13 protein-coding genes and 1 pseudogene are annotated in these 19,868 nt (G+C 65.6%); 5 read left to right on the top strand and 9 right to left on the bottom strand.

What is annotated here, in order from left to right; translation table 11 throughout:
• Positions 1-16: 16 nt before the first annotated feature.
• A complete protein-coding gene (locus tag R2N03_RS10205; protein ID WP_316657451.1) occupies positions 17-1,711 on the bottom strand; it encodes an AMP-binding protein in 1,695 nt (564 codons plus the stop codon).
• Between the two features lie 61 nt (positions 1,712-1,772).
• Complete coding sequence (locus R2N03_RS10200) at positions 1,773-2,906, bottom strand: acyl-CoA dehydrogenase (protein WP_316657450.1); 1,134 nt, start codon at positions 2,904-2,906, stop codon at positions 1,773-1,775.
• A gap of 171 nt (positions 2,907-3,077) precedes the next feature.
• Here R2N03_RS10200 and R2N03_RS10195 point away from each other — a divergent pair, with 171 nt between their 5' ends.
• The gene (locus R2N03_RS10195) at positions 3,078-4,088 is read left to right on the top strand and encodes an AraC family transcriptional regulator (RefSeq protein WP_316657449.1); all 1,011 of its coding nucleotides are present in this window, start codon (positions 3,078-3,080) and stop codon (positions 4,086-4,088) included.
• Here R2N03_RS10195 and R2N03_RS10190 read toward each other — a convergent pair.
• From R2N03_RS10190 to cphA (R2N03_RS10175), 4 genes are all read right to left on the bottom strand, one after another.
• On the bottom strand, positions 4,085-4,597 hold the full coding sequence (locus R2N03_RS10190) for a GNAT family N-acetyltransferase (RefSeq protein ID WP_316657448.1): 513 nt from the start codon (positions 4,595-4,597) through the stop codon (positions 4,085-4,087). The genes R2N03_RS10195 and R2N03_RS10190 overlap by 4 nt on opposite strands.
• Positions 4,594-5,208: a flavin reductase family protein gene (locus R2N03_RS10185; protein WP_316657447.1), complete on the bottom strand. Its 615-nt coding sequence runs from the start codon at positions 5,206-5,208 to the stop codon at positions 4,594-4,596. The genes R2N03_RS10190 and R2N03_RS10185 overlap by 4 nt, the downstream gene beginning before the upstream one ends.
• Before the next feature lie 597 nt (positions 5,209-5,805).
• The gene (gene cphA, locus R2N03_RS10180; RefSeq protein ID WP_316657446.1) at positions 5,806-8,373 is read right to left on the bottom strand and encodes a cyanophycin synthetase; all 2,568 of its coding nucleotides are present in this window, start codon (positions 8,371-8,373) and stop codon (positions 5,806-5,808) included.
• Positions 8,374-8,402: 29 nt separating this feature from the next.
• Positions 8,403-11,063 (bottom strand): cyanophycin synthetase, encoded by a 2,661-nt coding sequence (gene cphA, locus R2N03_RS10175; protein ID WP_316657445.1) that lies wholly within the window; start codon positions 11,061-11,063, stop codon positions 8,403-8,405.
• 265 nt (positions 11,064-11,328) lie between these two features.
• Between cphA (R2N03_RS10175) and R2N03_RS10170 the strand changes: the two genes are divergently transcribed.
• Positions 11,329-13,635 (top strand): cyanophycin metabolism-associated ABC transporter, encoded by a 2,307-nt coding sequence (locus R2N03_RS10170; protein WP_316657444.1) that lies wholly within the window; start codon positions 11,329-11,331, stop codon positions 13,633-13,635.
• 35 nt (positions 13,636-13,670) lie between these two features.
• Positions 13,671-14,141, top strand: coding sequence for a cyanophycin metabolism-associated DUF1854 family protein (locus R2N03_RS10165; RefSeq protein WP_316657443.1), 471 nt, complete (start codon positions 13,671-13,673; stop codon positions 14,139-14,141).
• Between the two features lie 12 nt (positions 14,142-14,153).
• Here R2N03_RS10165 and R2N03_RS10160 read toward each other — a convergent pair whose 3' ends face one another.
• Entirely contained in the window at positions 14,154-15,311 is a 1,158-nt protein-coding gene (locus R2N03_RS10160) for a serine hydrolase domain-containing protein (RefSeq protein ID WP_316657442.1), read from the bottom strand.
• 196 nt (positions 15,312-15,507) lie between these two features.
• Here R2N03_RS10160 and R2N03_RS10155 point away from each other — a divergent pair, with 196 nt between their 5' ends.
• Entirely contained in the window at positions 15,508-17,121 is a 1,614-nt protein-coding gene (locus R2N03_RS10155; RefSeq protein ID WP_316657441.1) for an OpgD/OpgG family glucan biosynthesis protein, read from the top strand.
• A gap of 51 nt (positions 17,122-17,172) precedes the next feature.
• Here R2N03_RS10155 and R2N03_RS10150 read toward each other — a convergent pair whose 3' ends face one another.
• Together R2N03_RS10150 and R2N03_RS10145 are read right to left on the bottom strand one after the other, a co-directional pair.
• Positions 17,173-17,583 (bottom strand): hypothetical protein, encoded by a 411-nt coding sequence (locus tag R2N03_RS10150; RefSeq protein ID WP_316657440.1) that lies wholly within the window; start codon positions 17,581-17,583, stop codon positions 17,173-17,175.
• A gap of 200 nt (positions 17,584-17,783) precedes the next feature.
• Positions 17,784-18,035 (bottom strand): annotated as a pseudogene (locus R2N03_RS10145) (penicillin-binding transpeptidase domain-containing protein); the annotation flags it as partial.
• Positions 18,036-18,244: 209 nt separating this feature from the next.
• Between R2N03_RS10145 and R2N03_RS10140 the strand changes: the two are divergent.
• Positions 18,245-19,843: a hypothetical protein gene (locus tag R2N03_RS10140; protein ID WP_316657439.1), complete on the top strand. Its 1,599-nt coding sequence runs from the start codon at positions 18,245-18,247 to the stop codon at positions 19,841-19,843.
• Positions 19,844-19,868: the final 25 nt, after the last annotated feature.

The following is a 19,868-nucleotide window of genomic DNA, read 5'->3' as shown; positions in this document are numbered from 1 at the left end:
ATGCGGGATGGGCAAGTCAGGCGAAGTCTTCTTCCCAGTACTCGCCTGGCAGGCGAGCCGGCTGGGGCGTGCGTTCCAGTTCGAGCCGGCGCAGTTCAACGCGGCGGATCTTTCCGGAGATCGTCTTGGGCAGCTCGCTGAACTGGAGGCGGCGAATGCGCTTGTAGGGCGCGAGCTTTTCTCGCGAGAAGAGGAACACGGCGCGCGCGAGTTCGGGGCCGGCTTCGTAGCCCTGGCGCACCGTCACGAACGCCTTGGGCACCGACAAACGCAGCGGATCGGAACTTGGCACCACAGCCGCCTCGGCAATGGCCTCGTGCTCGATCAGCACGCTTTCCAGCTCGAACGGGCTCAGGCGATAGTCGGACGATTTGAATACGTCGTCGGTGCGGCCCACGTAGACGAAGTACCCGTCGTCGCGGCGCATCGCCACGTCGGACGTGTGGTAATAGCCATTGCGCATGGCTTCGCTCGTGGCTTTGGCGTTGTTGGCGTAGCCCTGCATCAGGCCAAGCGGGCGGTGTGAGAGCGGCAGCACGATTTCGCCTTCGCTGGCGGGCTGGTCGTCGTGGTCGACCAGCTCCACGCGGTAGCCCGGCAACGGGCGCCCGACCGAACCCGGCACGACCGGCTGTCCGGGCGTGTTGCCGATCTGGCAGGTGGTCTCGGTCTGGCCGAAGCCGTCGCGAATGGTCACGCCCCAGGCGCTGCGCACGCGTTCGATGATCTCGGGGTTCAGCGGCTCGCCCGCACCGACGATCTCGCGCAGCTTGACGGCGTAGGAGGCCAGCGGCTCCTGCACCAGCATGCGCCACACGGTGGGCGGCGCGCACAGCGTGGTCACGTTGAAGCGCACCAGCACGTCCAGCGTGTCCTTCGGCACGAAGCGCGCGTAGTTGTAGACGAACACGCAGGCCTGCGCGTTCCAGGGTGCGAAGAAGCAGCTCCAGGCATGCTTGGCCCAGCCTGGTGAGCTGATGTTCCAGTGGATGTCGCCGGGTTGCAGCCCGATCCAGTACATGGTCGACAGGTGACCGACCGGATAGCTCTGGTGCGTGTGTTCCACCAGCTTCGGCTTGGACGTGGTGCCCGAGGTGAAATACAGCAGCAGCGGGTCGGTCGCCTTGGTCGGACCGTCAGGCGTGAACTGCGCGGGCGCGTCGTAGGCTGCTGCCACGTCGATCCAGCCATCGCGCTGCGCGCCCACGGCGATGCGCTTGACGCTCGCATCGACACTATCGAACTTGTGCAGCTCCGCTGCGTCGACGACCACGCAGTTCGCGCCCCCGAGTTCCACGCGGTCGCGCACGTCATCCGGGGAAAGCTGCGTGGTGGCCGGCAGCACCACCGCGCCCAGCTTCATTGCCGCGAGCATCACGTCCCACAGTTCAACGCGGTTCGGCAGCATCAGCAGCAGGCGGTCACCACGCACGATGCCCAGCCCACGCAGAAAGTTCGCCATGCGCGATGAGCGCTCCGACATCTGCGCAAACGAGAGCTTCAACCCGCCGCTTTGCGGGTCATCGACGATCCACAGCGCCGGGTTGTCGTTGCCGCGCGCCATCACATCGAAGTAATCGAGCGCCCAGTTGAACGTGTCCAGCTTCGGCCACGCAAACTCGCGATACGCGCGGTCGTAGTCGGTGCGATGGCGCAGCAGAAAATCGCGCGCTTCCACAAAACCCTGTGCTGCAGATACCGCTTCGTTCATCGTCGTCTCCTGGTCGGCGCGTTTGCGCTCTTTCGTATGCGGTCGATGGGCGCGGGGCGTGCTACACGTGCCGCGCGATCACCATCCGCTGGACTTCGCTGGTGCCTTCATAGATCTGGGTGATGCGTGCATCGCGGTAGTGGCGCTCGACAGCGTAGTCGGCCAGATAGCCGTAGCCGCCGTGGATCTGGATGGCGTTGGAGCAGATCTCTTCGGCCAGTTCCGATGCGTAGAGCTTGGCCTGCGAGGCCTCCGACAGACACGGTTTGTCTGCGCTGCGCAGGCGCGCCGCGTGGTGGACGAGCAGGCGCGCCGCATTCAGGCGCGTGGCCATGTCGGCCAGCATGTTGGCGATGGTCTGGTGCTCGCGCAGCGCCTTGCCGAACTGGATGCGTTCATTCGCGTAGTTGCGTGCCGCATCGAACGCGGCGCGCGCAATGCCAACGGCCTGCGCGGCAATGCCGATGCGCCCGCCTTCCAGGTTCGACAGCGCGATCTTCAGGCCCTCGCCACGCTCGCCCAGCAGGTTCTCTTCGGGCACGGCGCAGTCTTCCAGCGTGATCGGGCAGGTGTCCGATGCGCGGATGCCAAGCTTGTGTTCGGGCCGGCCAACGTGAAAGCCCGGCGTGTCCGTCGGCACGATGAAGGCGGAGATGCCGCGCTTGCCCGCCTCAGGATCCGTCACGGCAAATACGATCGCGATGTCTGCGCGCGCGCCGTTGGTGACGAACTGCTTGTTGCCGTTGAGCACCCACTTGCCGTCGCGGAGCACCGCACGCGTGCGCAGGTTGTTGGCCTCGGAGCCAGCGTGCGGCTCGGTCAAACAAAACGCGCCGATCGCGCGACCGGTGGCCAGATCCGGCAGGTAACGCGTCTTCTGCGCCTCGGTGCCGAACTTGAGGATCGGGCCGCAGCCGACCGAGTTGTGCACGCTCATCATCGTCGCACTGGCGGCGCAACCGGCGGCCACCTCTTCCAGCGCAAGCGCATAGGCCACGTAGTCGGTGTACGAACCGCCCCACTCCGCCGGCACGATCATGCCCAGCAGGCCCAGCTCGCCCATCTCGCGCACCACCTCGTCGGGCAGGGCGCCGTCACGGTCCCACTGCGCGGCGTTGGGCGCCAGGCGCTCGGTGGCAAAATCGCGCGCAGCGTCCTGGATCATCCGCTGCTCTTCGGTATAGAAGTCGTCCATCGCTTGGCTCTTGCTTGTTGGCTGACCGGTGCCGCGTGACGCTGCCTGTGCAGGCGCCTTACACTGTGCAGCCCGCGGCGCTCGGGTTCGATGGGGAAAAAGTGTAGGCACGCGGCTGGGCGGCTTCGATGCCCGTCACGATCAACTTGCGTGAGCGGATTTGCCATACCAATGAAAAACAACGAAAAGGGAACCGTCTCGGTCAGCCTCGTCAACGAGGCCGTCACGCGTGCACGCGCGCATGGCGTGGACATGCAGTCCATCATGGCGGCAGCGGGCATCACGCCGCAGATGCTGGCGCAGCCGCGCAGCCGCGTGTCGTCCGCACAGTACGGCGCACTGTGGGCCGGCATTGCGCAGGCCATGGACGATGAGTTTTTCGGGCAGGATGCGCACCCCATGCGCTGGGGCAGCTTCGTGGCGATGACGCAGGCGGCGCTCACCGCGCGCACGGGCCGGCAGGCGCTGGCCCGGGCCACGGGCTTTCTGCGGCTGGTGCTGGACGATCTGCACGTGCGCGTTGAAGAAGACGATCGGCGTGTGCGTCTCGTCTTTGTGCACCGCAAGGGCACGCGCGTGCCGCCCATGTTCACCTACGCCACGTGGCTCATCATGGTCTACGGGCTGGTGTGCTGGCTCGTGGGGCGGCGCATTCCGTTCATTGTTGCGCGCTTCCGTTGCGCGGCGCCGCAGGATGCGCAGGAATATCGCCTGATGTTCTGCGACGACATGGCGTTCAAGCACGATGCGTCGTACGTCGACCTATCGCCCGACTTTCTCGACCTGCCGGTCATTCAGACGGCCGCGTCCATCAAGACCTTCCTGCGCGACGCGCCGGGCAACTTCATCGTCAAGTACCGCAACCCGGATTCCTTCGCCGCGCGCGTGCGCAAGACGCTGCGCAATCTGCCGGTGGCAGGCTGGCCGGCATCGGACGCGATGGCGGTCAGGCTGAACGTGGCCGAGGCCACCATGCGGCGGCGCCTGAAGCTCGAAGGCCACACATATCAGTCCATCAAGGACGACCTGCGGCGCGACATTGCCATCGGCCAGTTGCAGGACACGCGCCGCACCATCGCCGACATAGCCGTCGCAGTGGGCTTTGCAGAACCGAGCGCCTTCCACCGCGCCTTCCGCAAATGGACGGGCATGCGGCCTACCGATTACCGGTCGAAAGCCTAATGATCCAGCCACAGCGCCATGTGCTCTTCTTCGTAGAAGCGATCACCGACACGCATGGCGCGGCGCTCGATGCCGAAAGTCTCGAAACCCGCGTTGCGATACAGCGTTTGCGCACGCGGGTTCTCGGCGTTCACGCAGAGATGAATCTGCAGCACCTGTGCAGCACGCGCATGCGCAATGGCGGCGTTGAGGAGACGGCCGGCAATACCGCCTCGCCGGTGTGCGGGATCAACAAACACGCCCCACAGCACGGCCTTGTGCGCGACCTGCGCCAGCGGCTCGCGACGCAGCCCGGCAATGCCAATCAGCGCCGGCCCGGAAAATGCACCGAAGACGATCTGATGCTCGGTCGCCCGGATGCGGTTGCGGGTGTCCTCCAGCGTGCGCCCCGACTCTTCATCGTGCGTCGGCCAGATGGCAGTAGGCGCGTCTTGAATGGCCTTCAGGCGCAGCGCCTTGAACGCTGCAGCATCCTCGTCGATCAACGGGCGGATGGCGACGGCGCTCATGGCTGTTTGGCCTCCACGGAAAATGCATCGCCGGTTTCGAAGAACGCGCCGCCCGCGAGATAATGCACGGTCTTGCTGCCCGCATCGGTAAAGTGCCAGCGGCCGTTGCTGAACAGCGCAGGGTCCGCCCAGGCGGCTGTCACTTCTGCGATGAAGAGGTCGTAGCGCTTCTCGTTGTGCGGTTCGGGAATGACTCGGCATTCCAGCCACCCTGCGCAACCTGCCACCAGCGGCACGTCGATCGTGCGGGCGGGCATGGTGGCCAGGCCGAGCGCCTCGAACTTGTCGCCATCCCGGCCAGACAGCGTGCCCACCGCGAGCGTCGTCTCGGCAATGGCGCGCGTCGGGATGTTGAGCGCGAACACGCCCGAGGCTTCGATCAGCTCACGTGTGAGCGTGCGGCTGTCGACCACGACCAGCACCTTGGGCGGGTCAAAGTCGAGTGGCATCGCCCAGGCGGCTGCCATGACGTTGCGCACGCCGTTGTGGGCGCTGGTGACCAAGGTGGTCGGGCCGTGGTTCAGGAGGCGGTAGGACTTTGCCAGCTCTACTGGGGCGAGTGTGATGGGGTTGGGCATGATGGCGAGGGGACTCAGGGGAGGCGTCATCATAGGCCAACGATGTTGTGGGTGGTTTTGTGTTGGTTTTATTGTTGTTGGTGCATCCCTTGTTTCATCCCCTGCCGGGGCTGACTCACTTTCTTTGGTCTTGCCCAAAGAAACTAAGCAAAGAAATGCGCGCCCGAGATGGCGACCCACTCCTTGAATTTATGTCGCAGGGAGGGAGGGTAGGCAAACTCGCTACGCTCAGACAGGCCCCCCCTCTTTTTCCTCCCTGCAACAGAAATTCAAGGCGCCATCTAGGGCAGGAAAGTCAAAGACCAAACCAACGCAGCGCAGGCCTACACGACAAAGGCCAACCGCGCGATGGGTTGGCCTTTCTCTTTTGACGTTGAGCCCTTGATGGCGCCTTGAATTTTCGTAAGCGGGCGGAAAAAAGAACGGGAACTGTTTGAGCGCAGCGAGTTTTCCCGTTCTCCGCCCGGTTACGCAAATTCAAGGAGTCTTTCGCCATCTCGGGCGCGCCTTTCTTTTGCTTACTTTTCTTTGGCAAGACAAAAAAAGTGAGTCGTGCCCGGCAGGGTACGAAACAGGGATGAACCACAAGAACAAAAACAAACCCCAGCGAAAATTCACTGGGGTTCAATTTCACTCAGCAACCCGTCGAGCAATATGCTCCAACGCCTCCTCCACCTGATCAATCAAAATCAGGCAGAGATCCCCCGGCTGCAACCGCCCCAATGCGGTGTCGATAGCCAGAAATTCACCTCGGATTTCATCCACACGGCTCGTGCGCGACGCACCCTGCAGCCCTTCACGCAACAGCGCGAGCACTTCACCGTCGGCGCGCCCGCGCTGGCATTGGTCTTCGTACAGGACCACATCGTCAAACACGCCGCCCAGAATCTGCGTCTGCCGGCGGATATCCTCGTCGCGGCGATCGCCCGCCCCACTGATCACCACCGAGCGGCGCTTGGCCGGCATGGTGGCGACCGCATTGCATAGCGCCTGGATGGCATCGGGATTGTGGCCGTAGTCGGCGATGAGCGTGGCGCCCTTGTAGTCGAATACGTTGAAGCGGCCTGGCGCGGTGGCGGCGTCGTTCACAAAGGTGGCGAGGCCGCGGCGGATGATCGCCCAGTCGATGCCAAGCGCCCATGCAGCAGCAATCGACGACATCGCGTTTTCCACCTGGAAGCCGATCGTGCCGTTGCGCGTGAGCGGAATGTCGGCCAGTGCGATGCGCGTTTCGTTGGCGCCTTCGGTGGCCACAATCTCGGCACCGTCGACAAACACCACGCGCTTGCCCTGCGCACGATGCAGCGCCATGATCGGCAGGCTGGCGTCGTGCGCGAAGAACGTGACCGATCCGGGGCAGCCGTCGGCCATGCGCGCGACCATCGGGTCGGCGGCGTTGAGCACCGCCATGCCACGCGGCGCCACGTTCTGCACGATCACGCTCTTGAGCACGGCCAGGTCTTCCACCGTGCTGATGTAGTTCAGGCCCAGGTGGTCGCCTTCGCCCACGTTGGTTACCACAGCCACATCGCAGCGATCGAACGCGAGACCTTCGCGCAGCAGGCCGCCACGCGCGGTTTCGAAGACGGCTGCGTCGACGTCCGGATGCAGCAGCACGTTACGCGCACTGCGCGGGCCGCTGCAATCGCCGGTGTCGATGCGCTGACCCTGGATGTACACGCCATCGGTGCCGGTCATGCCCATGCGCAGGCCGCTGGAGGCCAGCAGATGCGTGATCAGGCGCACGGTCGTGGTCTTGCCGTTGGTACCGGAGACCGCCACCACGGGAATGCGGCCATCATCGCCGTCGGCAAACATCGTGGAGACGATGGCTTCGCCCACGGCGCGACCCTTCCCGTACGACGGCTGCAAGTGCATGCGCAGGCCGGGCGCGGCGTTGACTTCCACGATGCCGCCGGCCTGTTCCTCGAACGGCTTGAGCATCGTTTCGCACACGGCGTCCACGCCGCAGATGTCGAGGCCGACCATCTGCGCTGCCGCCACGGCACGCGCCGCGATGGCGGGGTGCACGTCGTCGGTCACGTCGGTGGCGGTGCCACCCGTGGAGAGGTTCGCGTTGTTGCGCAACACCACACGCGTGCCCTTGGGCGGCACGGCGTCCGCGCTCAGGCCCTGCTTGGCGAGCGTGGCCAGCGCAATGTCGTCAAAGCGGATTTTCGTGAGCGACGTGGCATGACCCTCGCCGCGGCGCGGGTCGCGGTTCACCTCGTCGACCAGCTCGCGCACGGTGTGCGTGCCGTCGCCGATGACTTGCGGCGGGTCGCGGCGCGCAGCAGCCACGAGCTGCTTGCCCACCACGAGCAGGCGGAAGTCATGGCCGGGGATGTAGCGCTCGACGATGACGTCCGACGAGATATCGGCTGCCACCGCATACGCGGCCATCACTTCCTCGCGCGTGCGGATGCGCACGGCCACGCCCTTGCCCTGGTTGCCGTCGCGCGGCTTGACGACGACGGGACCATTGATTTCCTGCGCCGCCTCCCACGCCTCTTCGGCGCTGTTCACCGATCGTCCCATCGGCACGGGCACGCCTGCCGCATGCAGCAGCGCCTTGGTCAGCTCCTTGTCCTGCGCAATGGATTCGGCCACGGCGCTGGTCATGTCGGTTTCAGCGGCCTGGATGCGGCGCTGCTTGCTGCCCCAGCCGAACTGCACCATCGAGCCCTGCGTGAGGCGGCGATACGGAATGCCGCGCGCCACGGCGGCATAGACAATCGAGCCGGTGCTCGGCCCCAGGCGTACGTCTTCGTCGAGGTCACGCAAGCGGTGCAAGGCATCGTCAAGATCGAACGGCTGATCATCGCGCGCGGCCAGGCAGAGTTGCCCGGCAAGCTCGAACGCCAGCCGCCCGACTTCTTCTTCGGTGTATTCGACGACGACCTGATAGGTGCCGGGTTCGAGCGTGGGCTCGGTGTGGCTGAACGTAACAGGACAACCCGCCGCGGCCTGCAAGCCGAGCGCGGCCGCTTCCAGCGCGTGCGCCATCGACAGCGCGCCGGCTTCATCGTCCGAGCGCAGCGGGCCAATGGCCGGAAAGCGCGCGCGCAGGCGATCATCAAAACCTGGCAGCTCGGCCAGCAGATGCGATTGGTCAGAACAGGCCACGATGGCTTCGATGGCCGTGTGACGACACCAGAGATTCGGGCCGCGCAGGGCGCGGATACGAGAGACTTCCATACAGTCGGCTTTCCGTTGTGCTTTGGGTGTCAGGCCCGGTGTTCCGCGCGGCCCATCCACTGATGTACCTGCTCGACCGTACCTTCGATCGCGCACTCGTCGCATTGCAGCACCAGCAAATCGCCGGCCGTGAGCTGCGAGAGGGCTGCTTCCACGGCCTCCCGACGCTTGCCACCATCCACGACGATCTCGGCCACGCGGCCGCCTTGCTGCAGCCCCGTCTTGACTAGCGCACGCGCGTGCGGCTCGAAGGCGGCATCGTCGCGTCTGACGCTGCTGTCTTCGCAGAGCAGCACGCGATCGAACGTCTTGCCGATGATCGCCCCTTGCGCCACGAGGTCTTCGTCGCGGCGTTTCAGGCCCGCACCAAAGACAAGGCTGCGGCGCTGCGCCGGGAAGTTGTCCATTGCTGCGGCCAGCGCCTCGAGAGCCGGCGCATTGTGGGCGTCATCCACGATGATCGTGGCGCCGTTATGCTGAAACAGCGTGAAGCGGCCGGGCACGTCGACCTGCCCGGCATCGAACGTGACGATGCCGGCGCGAATCAACTCGTTGGAGATGCCAAGTGCCCAACCGGTGGCCACGGCGGCAAGAACGTTCTCGACCTGGAAAGGAACTCGGCCCGCGTACGTGAGCGGAATGTCCGCCACGCCCGCCAGTGGCTGTTCGTCGGGGCCGTCGGCAAGCACCACCTTGCCGTCGCGCACGAACACCGCGCGCTTGCCGGCTGCGCGATGCGCGGCGATGGCCGGCAGGTCAGCCGACAGGGCGAAGAGGATCACGTCGCCATCGCACAGCTCGGCCATCTCGACCAGGCGAGCATCGGCGGCGTTGAGCACGGCCACGCCGGTCTTCAACACAACGTCCACCTGCGTGCGCAGGACGTTGTACATGCGGTCTTCGTCCTCGACGTAGAAGTCATCGAGATGGTCGGGCGCGCCGAAGTTGGTGACCACGCCCACCTGGCAACGGTCATAGGGCAGCCCTTGCGACAGGATCATGCCGCTGTCGCTTTCGAACACGGCCGCTTCCACGGCGCGGTTCATCAGGATGCGATGGCAGGCGTCCCAGGCCGCACGGTCTCCACGGTCGCCGGCCTCCACCTGGCGGCGGTCGAGGTACAGCCCATCGCTGCAGCCCAGGCCGGTGTGCTTGCCGGAGAGCAGCAGCAATTGCGCGACCAGCTTGGCGACAACGGTCTTGCCGTTGGTGCCGGTGATGCCGACGATCGGGATGCGGCCATCGTCCGCCACGCCGTCCTTCTCGGGAAACAGGTGATCGACAATCGCCCGCCCGACGGGGCGCGGTTCACCCTGGGCCGGCCGGATGTGCATCAGCAGCCCGGGCCCGGCATTGACTTCGACGATGGCGCCACGCTGCTCATCCAGTGGCCGCGAAATATCCTCGGCCACCAGGTCCACACCGGCAATGTCCAGCCCCACCACGCGCGCTGCCAGCGATGCATGGGCCGCCACGCTCGGGTGCACGCGGTCGGTCACGTCAAAGGCCACGTTGCCGTTGCGCTGGATCAGCACGCTGCGGCCCGCAGGCGGCACGGCGCTGCCGTCGGCATAGCCCTGGCGCTTCAGTTCCAGGCGTGCGGCGGAATCCAGGCGTACCGGATTGAGGGGATGATCCTCGGTGCTGCCCCGGCGCGGATCCGAGTTGATCTGCGAATCGATCAGCGCCTCGATCGTGGAACGGCCGTCACCGACCACCGTAGCGGTCTCGCCCATCGCCGCCGCCGCCACGCGGCCGCCTACGACCAGCAGGCGATGCTCGTTGCCGGACACGAAGCGCTCGACGATCACGCCGCTGCCTTCTTCAATGGCCACCGCATAGGCGGTCTCCACTTCCTCGCGCGTCATGAGGTTGGTGAAGACGCCGCGGCCGTGATTGCCGTCATACGGCTTGACCACCACCGGGACGCCGATATCTTCCGCGGCTTCCCAGGCATCGTCCGCGCTCTCGACCATGCGGCCCTCCGGCACGGGCACACCGCACGACTGCAGCAGGCTCTTCGTCAGGTCCTTGTCACGCGAAATCGATTCCGCGATGGCGCTGGTGCGGTCGGTCTCGGCCGTCCAGATGCGGCGCTGCCGCGCGCCGTAGCCGAGCTGCACGAGGTTGCCGTCCGACAGGCGGATCGATGGGATATCGCGGTCGTCCGCCGCATCGACGATGCAGGCGGTGCTCGGCCCAAGGCAATGGTCGTCCACCAGATCACGCAGTTTTTCGACGGCTGCCTCCACGTCGAACGGGCGGTCTTCGATGGCAGCCATGACAAGATCCCGCGCGGCGAGTAGTGCTGCGCGGGTCACCTGTTCATGCCATGCGCGCACGATCACCTTGTAGACGCCGCGCACGGGCGTCTCGCGTGCCTTGCCGAAGCCGCCCGGCATGCCGGCCAGATTCTGCAGCTCGAGGGTGACGTGCTCCAGGATGTGGCCGGGCCAGGTGCCTTCCTTCAGGCGCATCAGGAAGCCGCCGCGCACGCCCGGACTGCAGCGGTGCTCGATCAGCGTTGGCAGCCACGTCGACAGGCGCTCGTAGAACCCCGGAATCGTGTTGGAAGGAAAATCTTCCAGTTCACCAATGTCGACCCATGCCTCGAGCACTGGCCGATATGTCCACATATTCGGGCCGCGCAGCGACATGACATCGAGAATCTCAATGTCCTTCTTTTTCATCAAATTTGCTTGAGGCAGGGGGCGAAGTGCCCGAGAAATCGAAGCGTTACCTTTCAATAACGTTACAACGGCTTCGGCGTTGACCTCTTGAGTGCGACGTGCATTGTGCACCGCACCAAATGCCGGGTTCGCTACGCTATGTATACTTGCGAGCAAAAATGGCGGGCCGCCAGACGCGCGCTCCCGCACCATCGCTCCAATTTATGTCCGTCCTTTTTCCGTTGTGGGCCATTGGGACGCGCTTTTTGAGTTCTTTGCGCCAATCATGACCCAGTCCTCCCCATCGTCCGTCGCTGCCGTCGCCCGTGCTCGAGACCCCTGGAGTGCCGAGCTCGGCACGAGCCTCGCTCCAGAGGAAACCGTCCTGGCCGGGCTACGGCTGGATTTGGACGCACGGCTGCATTTTACCCAAGGCTGGCTGGTTGTTACGAATTGCCGGCTGATCGGGCTGGCACCGGGTGAAACGGGTCTGCAAAGCTGGGATATCGCGCCCGGCATGACACTCTCGCATATCGACCACGCCGGCGTCGGCACGCTGGAGCTGTCCGACGGCCAGCGCCGCCTGGCAAGCTGGCGCTACACGCTCGGCCAGAACGCCGACGCGCTGCGGGTCGCCGACCTGTTCGACGCCCACCGTGACGCGCTCACCACGGGCGCGCAGGCCACGCAGGCCGACATCGACGTCTGCCCGACCTGCAAGGCGCCGCTCCCGCCGGGCGAGGATGCCTGCCCGCAATGCAGCCGCGAACTGGAACAGCCGCCATCCACGTGGGCGCTCCTGCGCCTGTGGCGCTTCGCCCGGCCGTATCGGTGGGAACTGCTGGCGGGATTCGCCCTTCTGCTGCTGGGCACGGCCGCCACCCTGGTGCCGCCATACCTGACGATGCCGCTGATGGACAAGGTGCTGATCCCGTACCAGAACGGCAAGCCGATCGACTACAGCCTCGTCACGCTCTACCTCTCCGGCCTCTTTGGCGCCGCGCTGGTGGCGTGGGCGCTCGGCTGGGCCCGGACCTACCTGCTCGCGCGGGTCTCCGAGCGCATCAGCGCCGACCTGCGCACGACCACGTACGAGCACCTGCTCAAGCTGTCGCTCGAATACTTTGGCGGCAAGCGCACCGGCGACCTGATGGCGCGCATCGGCTCCGAAAGCGACCGGATCAGCGTCTTCCTCTCGCTGCACCTGCTCGACTTCGCCACCGACGTGCTGATGATCGCGATGACGGCGGTGATCCTCGTGTCGATCGACCCGTGGCTGGCACTCGTCACACTGATGCCGCTGCCCTTCATCGCGTGGATGATCCACCTGGTGCGAGACCGCCTGCGCCACGGCTTCGAGAAGATCGACCGCATCTGGTCGGAAATCACCAACGTGCTGGCCGACACGATCCCGGGCATCCGCGTGGTCAAGGCCTTCGCACAGGAAAAGCGCGAAGTGGCGCGTTTTCGCGAAGCCAACAAGCACAACCTGGCCATCAACGACCGGGTCAATGCCGTCTGGTCGCTGTTCACGCCGACCGTCACCATGCTGACCGAGGTCGGACTCCTCGTCGTCTGGATCTTCGGGATCTGGCAGGTCAGCCACGACGCCATTACGGTGGGCGTGCTGGTCGCGTTCCTGACCTACATCAGCCGCTTCTACACGCGCCTGGATTCGATGAGCCGCATCGTTTCCGTTACGCAGAAGGCGGCGGCGGGCGCCAAGCGGATCTTCGATATCCTCGACCATGTGTCGAGCGTGCCAGAGCCAGCCAGACCCGTGCATCTCGAAAAGGTCAACGGCGCAATCGAGCTGCGCGACCTCGGGTTCCGCTATGGCAACCGGGCGGTGATCCGCGGCCTGAACCTGTCGATCCAGCCGGGCGAGATGATCGGCCTGGTGGGCCACAGCGGCTCGGGCAAGAGCACGCTCGTGAACCTGATCTGCCGCTTTTACGATGTGTCGGAAGGCGCGATCCGTGTCGATGGCGTCGATATCCGCTCGCTGCCCGTGTCGGAATTCCGCCGCAACATCGGCCTGGTGCTGCAGGAGCCGTTCCTCTTCTTCGGCACGATTGCCGACAACATCGCCTACGGCAAGCCCGACGCCACGCGCGAAGAGATCATTGCCGCCGCCCGCGCGGCCCACGCGCACGAGTTCATCCTGCGCCTGCCGCACGGCTACGATTCACTGGTGGGCGAACGCGGCCAGGCGCTGTCGGGCGGCGAACGCCAGCGTATTTCGATTGCGCGCGCGCTGCTCATCAACCCGCGCATCCTGATCATGGACGAGGCCACGTCTTCCGTGGATACGACGACCGAGAAGGAAATCCAGAAGGCGCTCGACAACCTTGTGCAGGGCCGCACGACCATCGCCATCGCGCACCGTTTGTCGACGCTGCGCAAGGCGGATCGCCTGGTCGTCATGGATCGCGGCCAGATTGTCGAAGTGGGCAACCACGATGAGCTACTCGCGCGCGAAGGGGCGTATTACAAGCTGTATCAGGCGCAGGCCCGCAATGTCGACGCCGACAGCGACGTGACCAGCGACGGTGAACGCGAAAACGCCGCCGAGCCGGTCTACGCGCAGTGATCACGTTTTTTGGAAAGACCGCAGGATCGACTGGAATGCAGACGCCCGATTTCACCCTGAGCCGGAACAGCTTCGGCAAGCTTGTCGTCACGCTGGCCGACGGGACGGCCCACGAAGGCGTGGTTCCCGTGCGCGCGTTTCCGATTTCCGCGGCCAGCCAGGGGCTGAGCCTGATGAGCACCGATGGTCGTGAACTGGCCTGGATTGCACAGCCCGACGCGCTGCCCGCGCCGGTGCGCGAGCTGATCGACGCGGAACTCGCCACACGCGAGTTCATGCCCGAGATTCGCAGGATCGTCGGTGTGTCGACTTATGCCACGCCCAGCACGTGGACGGTAGAAACCGACCGCGGCCAGACCGACCTCGTCCTGCGCGGAGAAGAGGATATCCGCCGGCTGACCGGCACCACGCTCCTCATTTCGGACAGCCACGGCATCCATTACCTGATTCGCGACCAGCTTGCGCTCGACAAGCACAGCCGGAAGATCCTCGACCGGTTCCTCTGAACCGCACAGCACTCACCGACCGACCGGCGTCGCAGGCTCCACCGTGGTCATCACGCGCTCCAGAAGCGTCTCGGCCTGCTTCCAGCTGGCGCGCTGGTTGTAATCGCCCGCCGTGGTAACCACCACCATGTCGAGCGCCGGAATGACCCACAAGCGCTGGCCACCATTGCCGATGCCGCCGATCCACGGCTGCTCGACGCCGTTCACCTCGATCGTTCCCAGCCACCATTGGTAGCCATAGCGCAAACCCGGTGCGATACCCGTGTCGATGTGGGGGCGTGTTGATTCGGCAATCCACTCCGCAGGCACAATCTGCCGCCCATTCCATTGGCCGTGCTGCAGCACGAGCTGGCCGATGCGCGCCAGGTCTCGGGGGCGCAGGCGCACGCCGGCAAACGCCAGCGGGCGGCCACGGTAGTCGTCCACCCATTCCCAGTCGGTGATGCCCAGCGGTTCGAACAGTTGCGTGCGCGCGTACTCCGGCAACGACATGCCGACGCGCTCTGCCTGCAATTGCGCCAGTACCGCCGTGTTGCCGCCGTTGTAATTGAACTGCGTGCCAGCCGGCGCCGCCATCGGGCGGTCGAGCACGTAATGCGCCTGAGAGGTGTGCCAGAACAGTCCGAACTCGTCGTTGCTCAGGAAGCTCGTCGCACGCCATTCGTTCCAGGCAAGGCCGCTGGACATTGACAGCATCTGCGAGAGCGTAATCGCCTCGCGGCCATCGCGATTCAGATCGGCCAGCCCGGGAAACAGCGACAGCACTGGCGTGTCGAGCGGCGGCATCTTCCCCTGCCCTTGCGCAATGCCCCACAGCAGGCTCGTCACCGATTTGCTGATCGAGCGGATGTCGTGGAGCGTGCTGGCGTCGAACGTGCGCGCGGTGCGGAACAGATCCTTCACGCGCTCATCTTTGCCGGCGTGATAGACCTCCGCCACCAGATGGCCATGGCGCACCACGAGCAGGCTGTGGAAGTTGATATCGGCGCCGGCAAAACTGCGCAGCACGGCGCAGAGTTGGCGGGCATCGAAGCCGGCTGCGGCGGGGTCGGCTTCGGTCTGCCAGCCGTCGTTCAACTGGGCTGGCGCGTCGCAGGGTGCCGCCTGGGCGCCGCCTACCGCGCAAACCAATGCCAAAGCGATGCCGATGCTGCGCAGTCGTAGCGTCATCCCAGCCCCCGTTTGATGTGTCGTCAAGTATCGTAACCGGCACTTGAAAGGTCAAACGCTCTGCGATGAATGGTCGATTTGGGCGTCCGAACGGCGCTGGATCGGCCATCCGGGGGAGTGTTCAGCCCGCGTCGGAACCTGGGCCCGCGTTACCATGTCGGACCCTTCCTATTCATCAGTCACATCACAGGCACCTATGGTCACACGTCGAACCCTTCTTGCCTCCGCATCCGTTACCGCCACGCTGGCTGCGCTCGGCATCACGCCCGAAGCGCTGGCCGCCAATCGCGTCAAGCTCGGCGATGCCGCGCCGTTTTCATTCGATGCGCTGATCGAACGCGCCCGCTCGATGGCCGGCAAGCCTTACACGCCGCCCGCCACGGCACCGGCTGACATCCTGTCCAAGATCGATTACGAGGCGCACGGCAAGATCAAGTTCGACACCGCCCACGCGCTCTTTGCCGACGGCCCCGGCCAGTTTCCGGTGACGTTCTTCCACCTGGGGACGTTCTTCCGCGCGCCGGTGCGCATGCACGTGGTGGAAAAAGGTGCCGCACGCGAGGTCGTCTACGACGAATCGTATTTCGACATGCCCGCCGACAGCCCGGCGCGCAAGCTGCCGCGCGGCAGCGGCTTTGCCGGCTTCCGCTTCCAGGAAAGCCGCCTGGGCGATCAGAAAAAACTCGACTGGAAAAAGAACGACTGGGTTGCCTTCCTGGGCGCGTCGTACTTCCGCGCCATCGGCGAGCTGTACCAGTACGGGCTGTCCGCACGCGGCATTGCGCTCGACGTGGCGCAGGCCGGCAAGCCCGAAGAATTCCCCAACTTCACGCACGTGTGGTTCGACACGCCGGCAGACAACCGCGCCGATTCCGTGACGATCTACACCCTGCTCGACGGCCCGAGCATCACCGGTGCGTACCGCTTTGTCATGCATCGCACGAAGGGCGTGGTGATGGACATCGACACGGCCATCTTCCTGCGCAAGGACGTGGACCGCTTCGGCATCGCGCCGGCCACATCGATGTACTGGTTCTCGGAAACCGCCAAGGGCACGGCCACCGATTGGCGCCCCGAAGTGCACGACTCCGATGGCCTGGCCCTGTGGACAGGCAGCGGCGAACGCATCTGGCGCCCGCTGAACGATCCGCCGCGCACGATGGCGTCTGCCTTTGGCGACAACAACCCGCGCGGCTTCGGCCTGCTGCAGCGCGACCGCGACTTCAACAACTACCAGGACGGCGTGCACTACGAGCGCCGCCCGAGCCTGTGGGTGGAGCCGCTGGAAGGCTGGGGCGAAGGCGCCGTGCAGCTCATCGAGATCCCGACCGACGACGAGATCCACGACAACATCGTCGCCATGTGGGTGCCAAAGGCCCCGGCGCGGGCGGGCAGCCAATACCGTCTGCGCTATCGCCTGCACTGGCTGGCCGATGAGCCGTATCCGACGCAACTGGCGCGCTGCGTGGCCACACGCATGGGCAACGGCGGGCAGCCGGGCCAGCCGCGTCCGCGCGGCGTGCGCAAGTTCATGGTTGAGTTCAAGGGCGGCCCGCTGGAGAAACTGCCGTTCGGCACCAAGCCGGAGGCCGTGCTGAGCACCTCGCGCGGCACGTTCTCGTATGTGTTTACCGAAGCCGTGCCGAACGGCGTGCCCGGCCACTGGCGTGCGCAGTTCGATCTGACGGTCGACGGGAAGGAACCGGTGGATATGCGGCTGTTCCTGCGCGTGGATGGCAAGCCGCTGTCGGAGACGTGGCTGTACCAATACCACCCGTTCCAATCGCCGGTGGGGCCGGTGGCGTCGTAAACGCCATCGCGGCGGTCAACAAAAAAAGGCGGGGATTCCCGCCTTTTTTCATTACTGGTAGGAGAGTGTCACCACAGCCAGCGCTGGCTCACCCCCCGGCAAGCGCGACACGGTCAGCGTGCCGTCGTTTGCCATCAGCAAGTTGGCCTTGAAACCTCCGTACTGGACCAAGACGTCCGCGTGGTCGCGCGCATCGCCCACCCGCAGGGGCTTGAGCGATGACGCCGCGCACGCCTCAACCGACACATCGACCGGCACCACCCGCACCGCTGTCGAGCGAAAATCCAACACGACCTGGTCACCGGACGCGGACGCACGCGCCTGCATCGCGGCGTGCGCCCCGGTCGCCTGCTGCGCCGACCGCACGTGGAACCCGGCCTCGACGATGGCGCCGGTGAAATAGATCATGCCGTCCTGGCTGCCCCCCGCCAGCGCGCCCGTCGATCCGACGGCCGCCGCCATGGCGACCGCCGTTGCCTTGCAGACCCTGAACATAACAACCCTCGCTGCCCGACCCTTGGGCGATGTGTCGCATCTGCCCGTCTTTCGACGGACGAACGTAATAGTTTTTTACGATTTTCATCGTCCTCCAGATCGATCTGATTGTGGATTGCGGGCATCCCTGATTGCGGCTCAGACGGTGGAACGTGCAGATGCCCCGCTCATGGCGCCTGCCAGACCGCCAGCGCCTGCATCAACTGCTTGCCCAGCAGAATGCGCTTGGCCATATCGCCTTCACGAGGCATGTCGATGTTCAGCGCGAAGGCATACACACGCCCCGCGCGCTCCACCCAGCCCACCCACCAGCCGATCTGCGGCTGATATTCGGTCGCGACGCCCGTCTTGGCGTACAACCCGTCATCGCCCTGCTGTTCGATCCGCAGCATGCGGTGGACCATGTCCCACGTGCGCGGCGACCAGCGAGAGAACATGGAAAGCTCCTTGAATTGAGTGATTGGCTGCCGGCAACCCTCGACACGCGGATGAGCCGGCGCTGCGCATCGTAGGGAGCGCGCCGTGCCACCGCCAGCGCACCCACCTCGCCGCACGTCACGCGCGTAACTCCCGTAACAAGGGGCTTGGCGCACAATGGCGCCACGTTTCGCTTCGCCTGATTGCCTGGATGACACTGCCTGCCCTGCCCGCCCTCCATGTCGAGCTGACCACACCGCAAACCGTCGACGGCCGGCGTGCGCCGTTCCAGAGCCTGTGGCTGCTGGTGCGGCTTGCCTACGCGCACCGTCTGTCGCCGGAACAACCGCTGGTGCGCCTGGCCGACCTGCGCGGCGCCGTATCGGACGCCAGCACGCAGCGCATGATGATCAGCCGCGCCTTTCGCGACTGGCAGAACTGGGGCGTGCAGGCCGGCTGGGGTGAGGCGCGCGATCGCGAGCCGCGCTTTCTCAACGCAGACAAGCGCAGCCAAGGGCCCTTCTGGCTCACCCCCGAAGACGCAGAGCGCGTGGTCTGCGTGGTTGAAGGGCGCATTGCCGATGATGCCGATGTGCGTGCCTTCCTCGGGATTGCCGCGCCGGATGGCAGCACGGACAACACCACCGAAACCAATGCCAGCGCGCTGTCCGGCCCGGCGCCTGGCACGCCCAACCCCGCGTTCTGGCACGCCTTTCTGACCGCGCGCCACGCCATGCGCGAAGGCCGTCTGCTGCATGCGCTGGGCGCCAGCACCGGCGCGTCCGACACCGAGCGGGGCGGCGCCCTGCTTGCGCTGCGCCACGCCAGTGACGCCGCCGACAACGACTTCCAACGCGCCCTCGTCACCCTGGGCGAGGCAATGGCCGCGCGCCGCCTGGGCGACTCCACACGCGCCAGCGCCCTGCTCTCGCAACTGCGCGCGCACCGCCGGCAGCGCCACGTGCTGGGCAACGATTACCTCGCGGCCATGGAGCGCATCGTCACCGCATGGTGTGCGTATGACCGCCGCGACCTCGACCTCGCCGCCGGCCTGCTCGCCCGTCTGGCCGATGCCGAGCCCGGCCGCAGCCTGCTGCGCTATCACCCACAGATCCGCTTCGAGTGGAACAACCTCAGCGCCCTCATCGAACGCGCCCGCCTGCTCTACGCCGATGCCGATGGCCTTGCATTGGACCTACGCGCCCAGGCCGCACAGTGCATCGTCGCGCAATTCGAAACCGCGCTGGCTGCCGCACTGGAAAGCCAGGCGTCCGACGCGGTGCAGCAAGTTGCCGCCAACCTCGGCATGACGTGCTGGCTGCTGCGCGATGTGCTTGGCAACTCAGCGCATGCCGACGGCACGGTCGATGCCGTCCGCTGGCTGGCCATGAGCGAATGGCAAGCGCTGCGCAACGGTGGGCCGCTGCAATCGGCGTGGAACGCCATCGCGCTGATGCGCATTGCACGCGCCGACACACGTCGGGCTGCGCTCACGTTGGCCGACCTCCGCACGCAGGCGGGGCCGTTTGCCGAAGCCTTTGACGCGCGCTACTGGCCGCAGCGCTGGACCGACGTGGCCGCACTGCGCCTGCGCGAACACGACAGCGGCCGTCATCGCTACGGCCACGTACAGGTGAGCGGGTTGCTACTGGAGCTGGCATGGTTTGCCCACGCAGAGCGCGATCACGTCACCGCCCGCACAACGATGGAGCGCCTCTCGCAAGCCATGCAGAACTTGGCGCCGCACGATCGGGCGTACTTCGTCCAGGCGCTGAAGCAGCTGACGAATACGGCAGAAGCGGCGCCTTAGGCTGCACGTTAAACGGATCGACAAA

Source organism: Ralstonia condita (genome assembly GCF_958405655.1).
In the GTDB taxonomy this organism is placed as follows: Bacteria; Pseudomonadota; Gammaproteobacteria; order Burkholderiales; family Burkholderiaceae; genus Ralstonia; species Ralstonia condita.
Note: the sequence above shows the minus strand (reverse complement) of the source record. Positions and strands in the feature narration are given on the sequence as shown.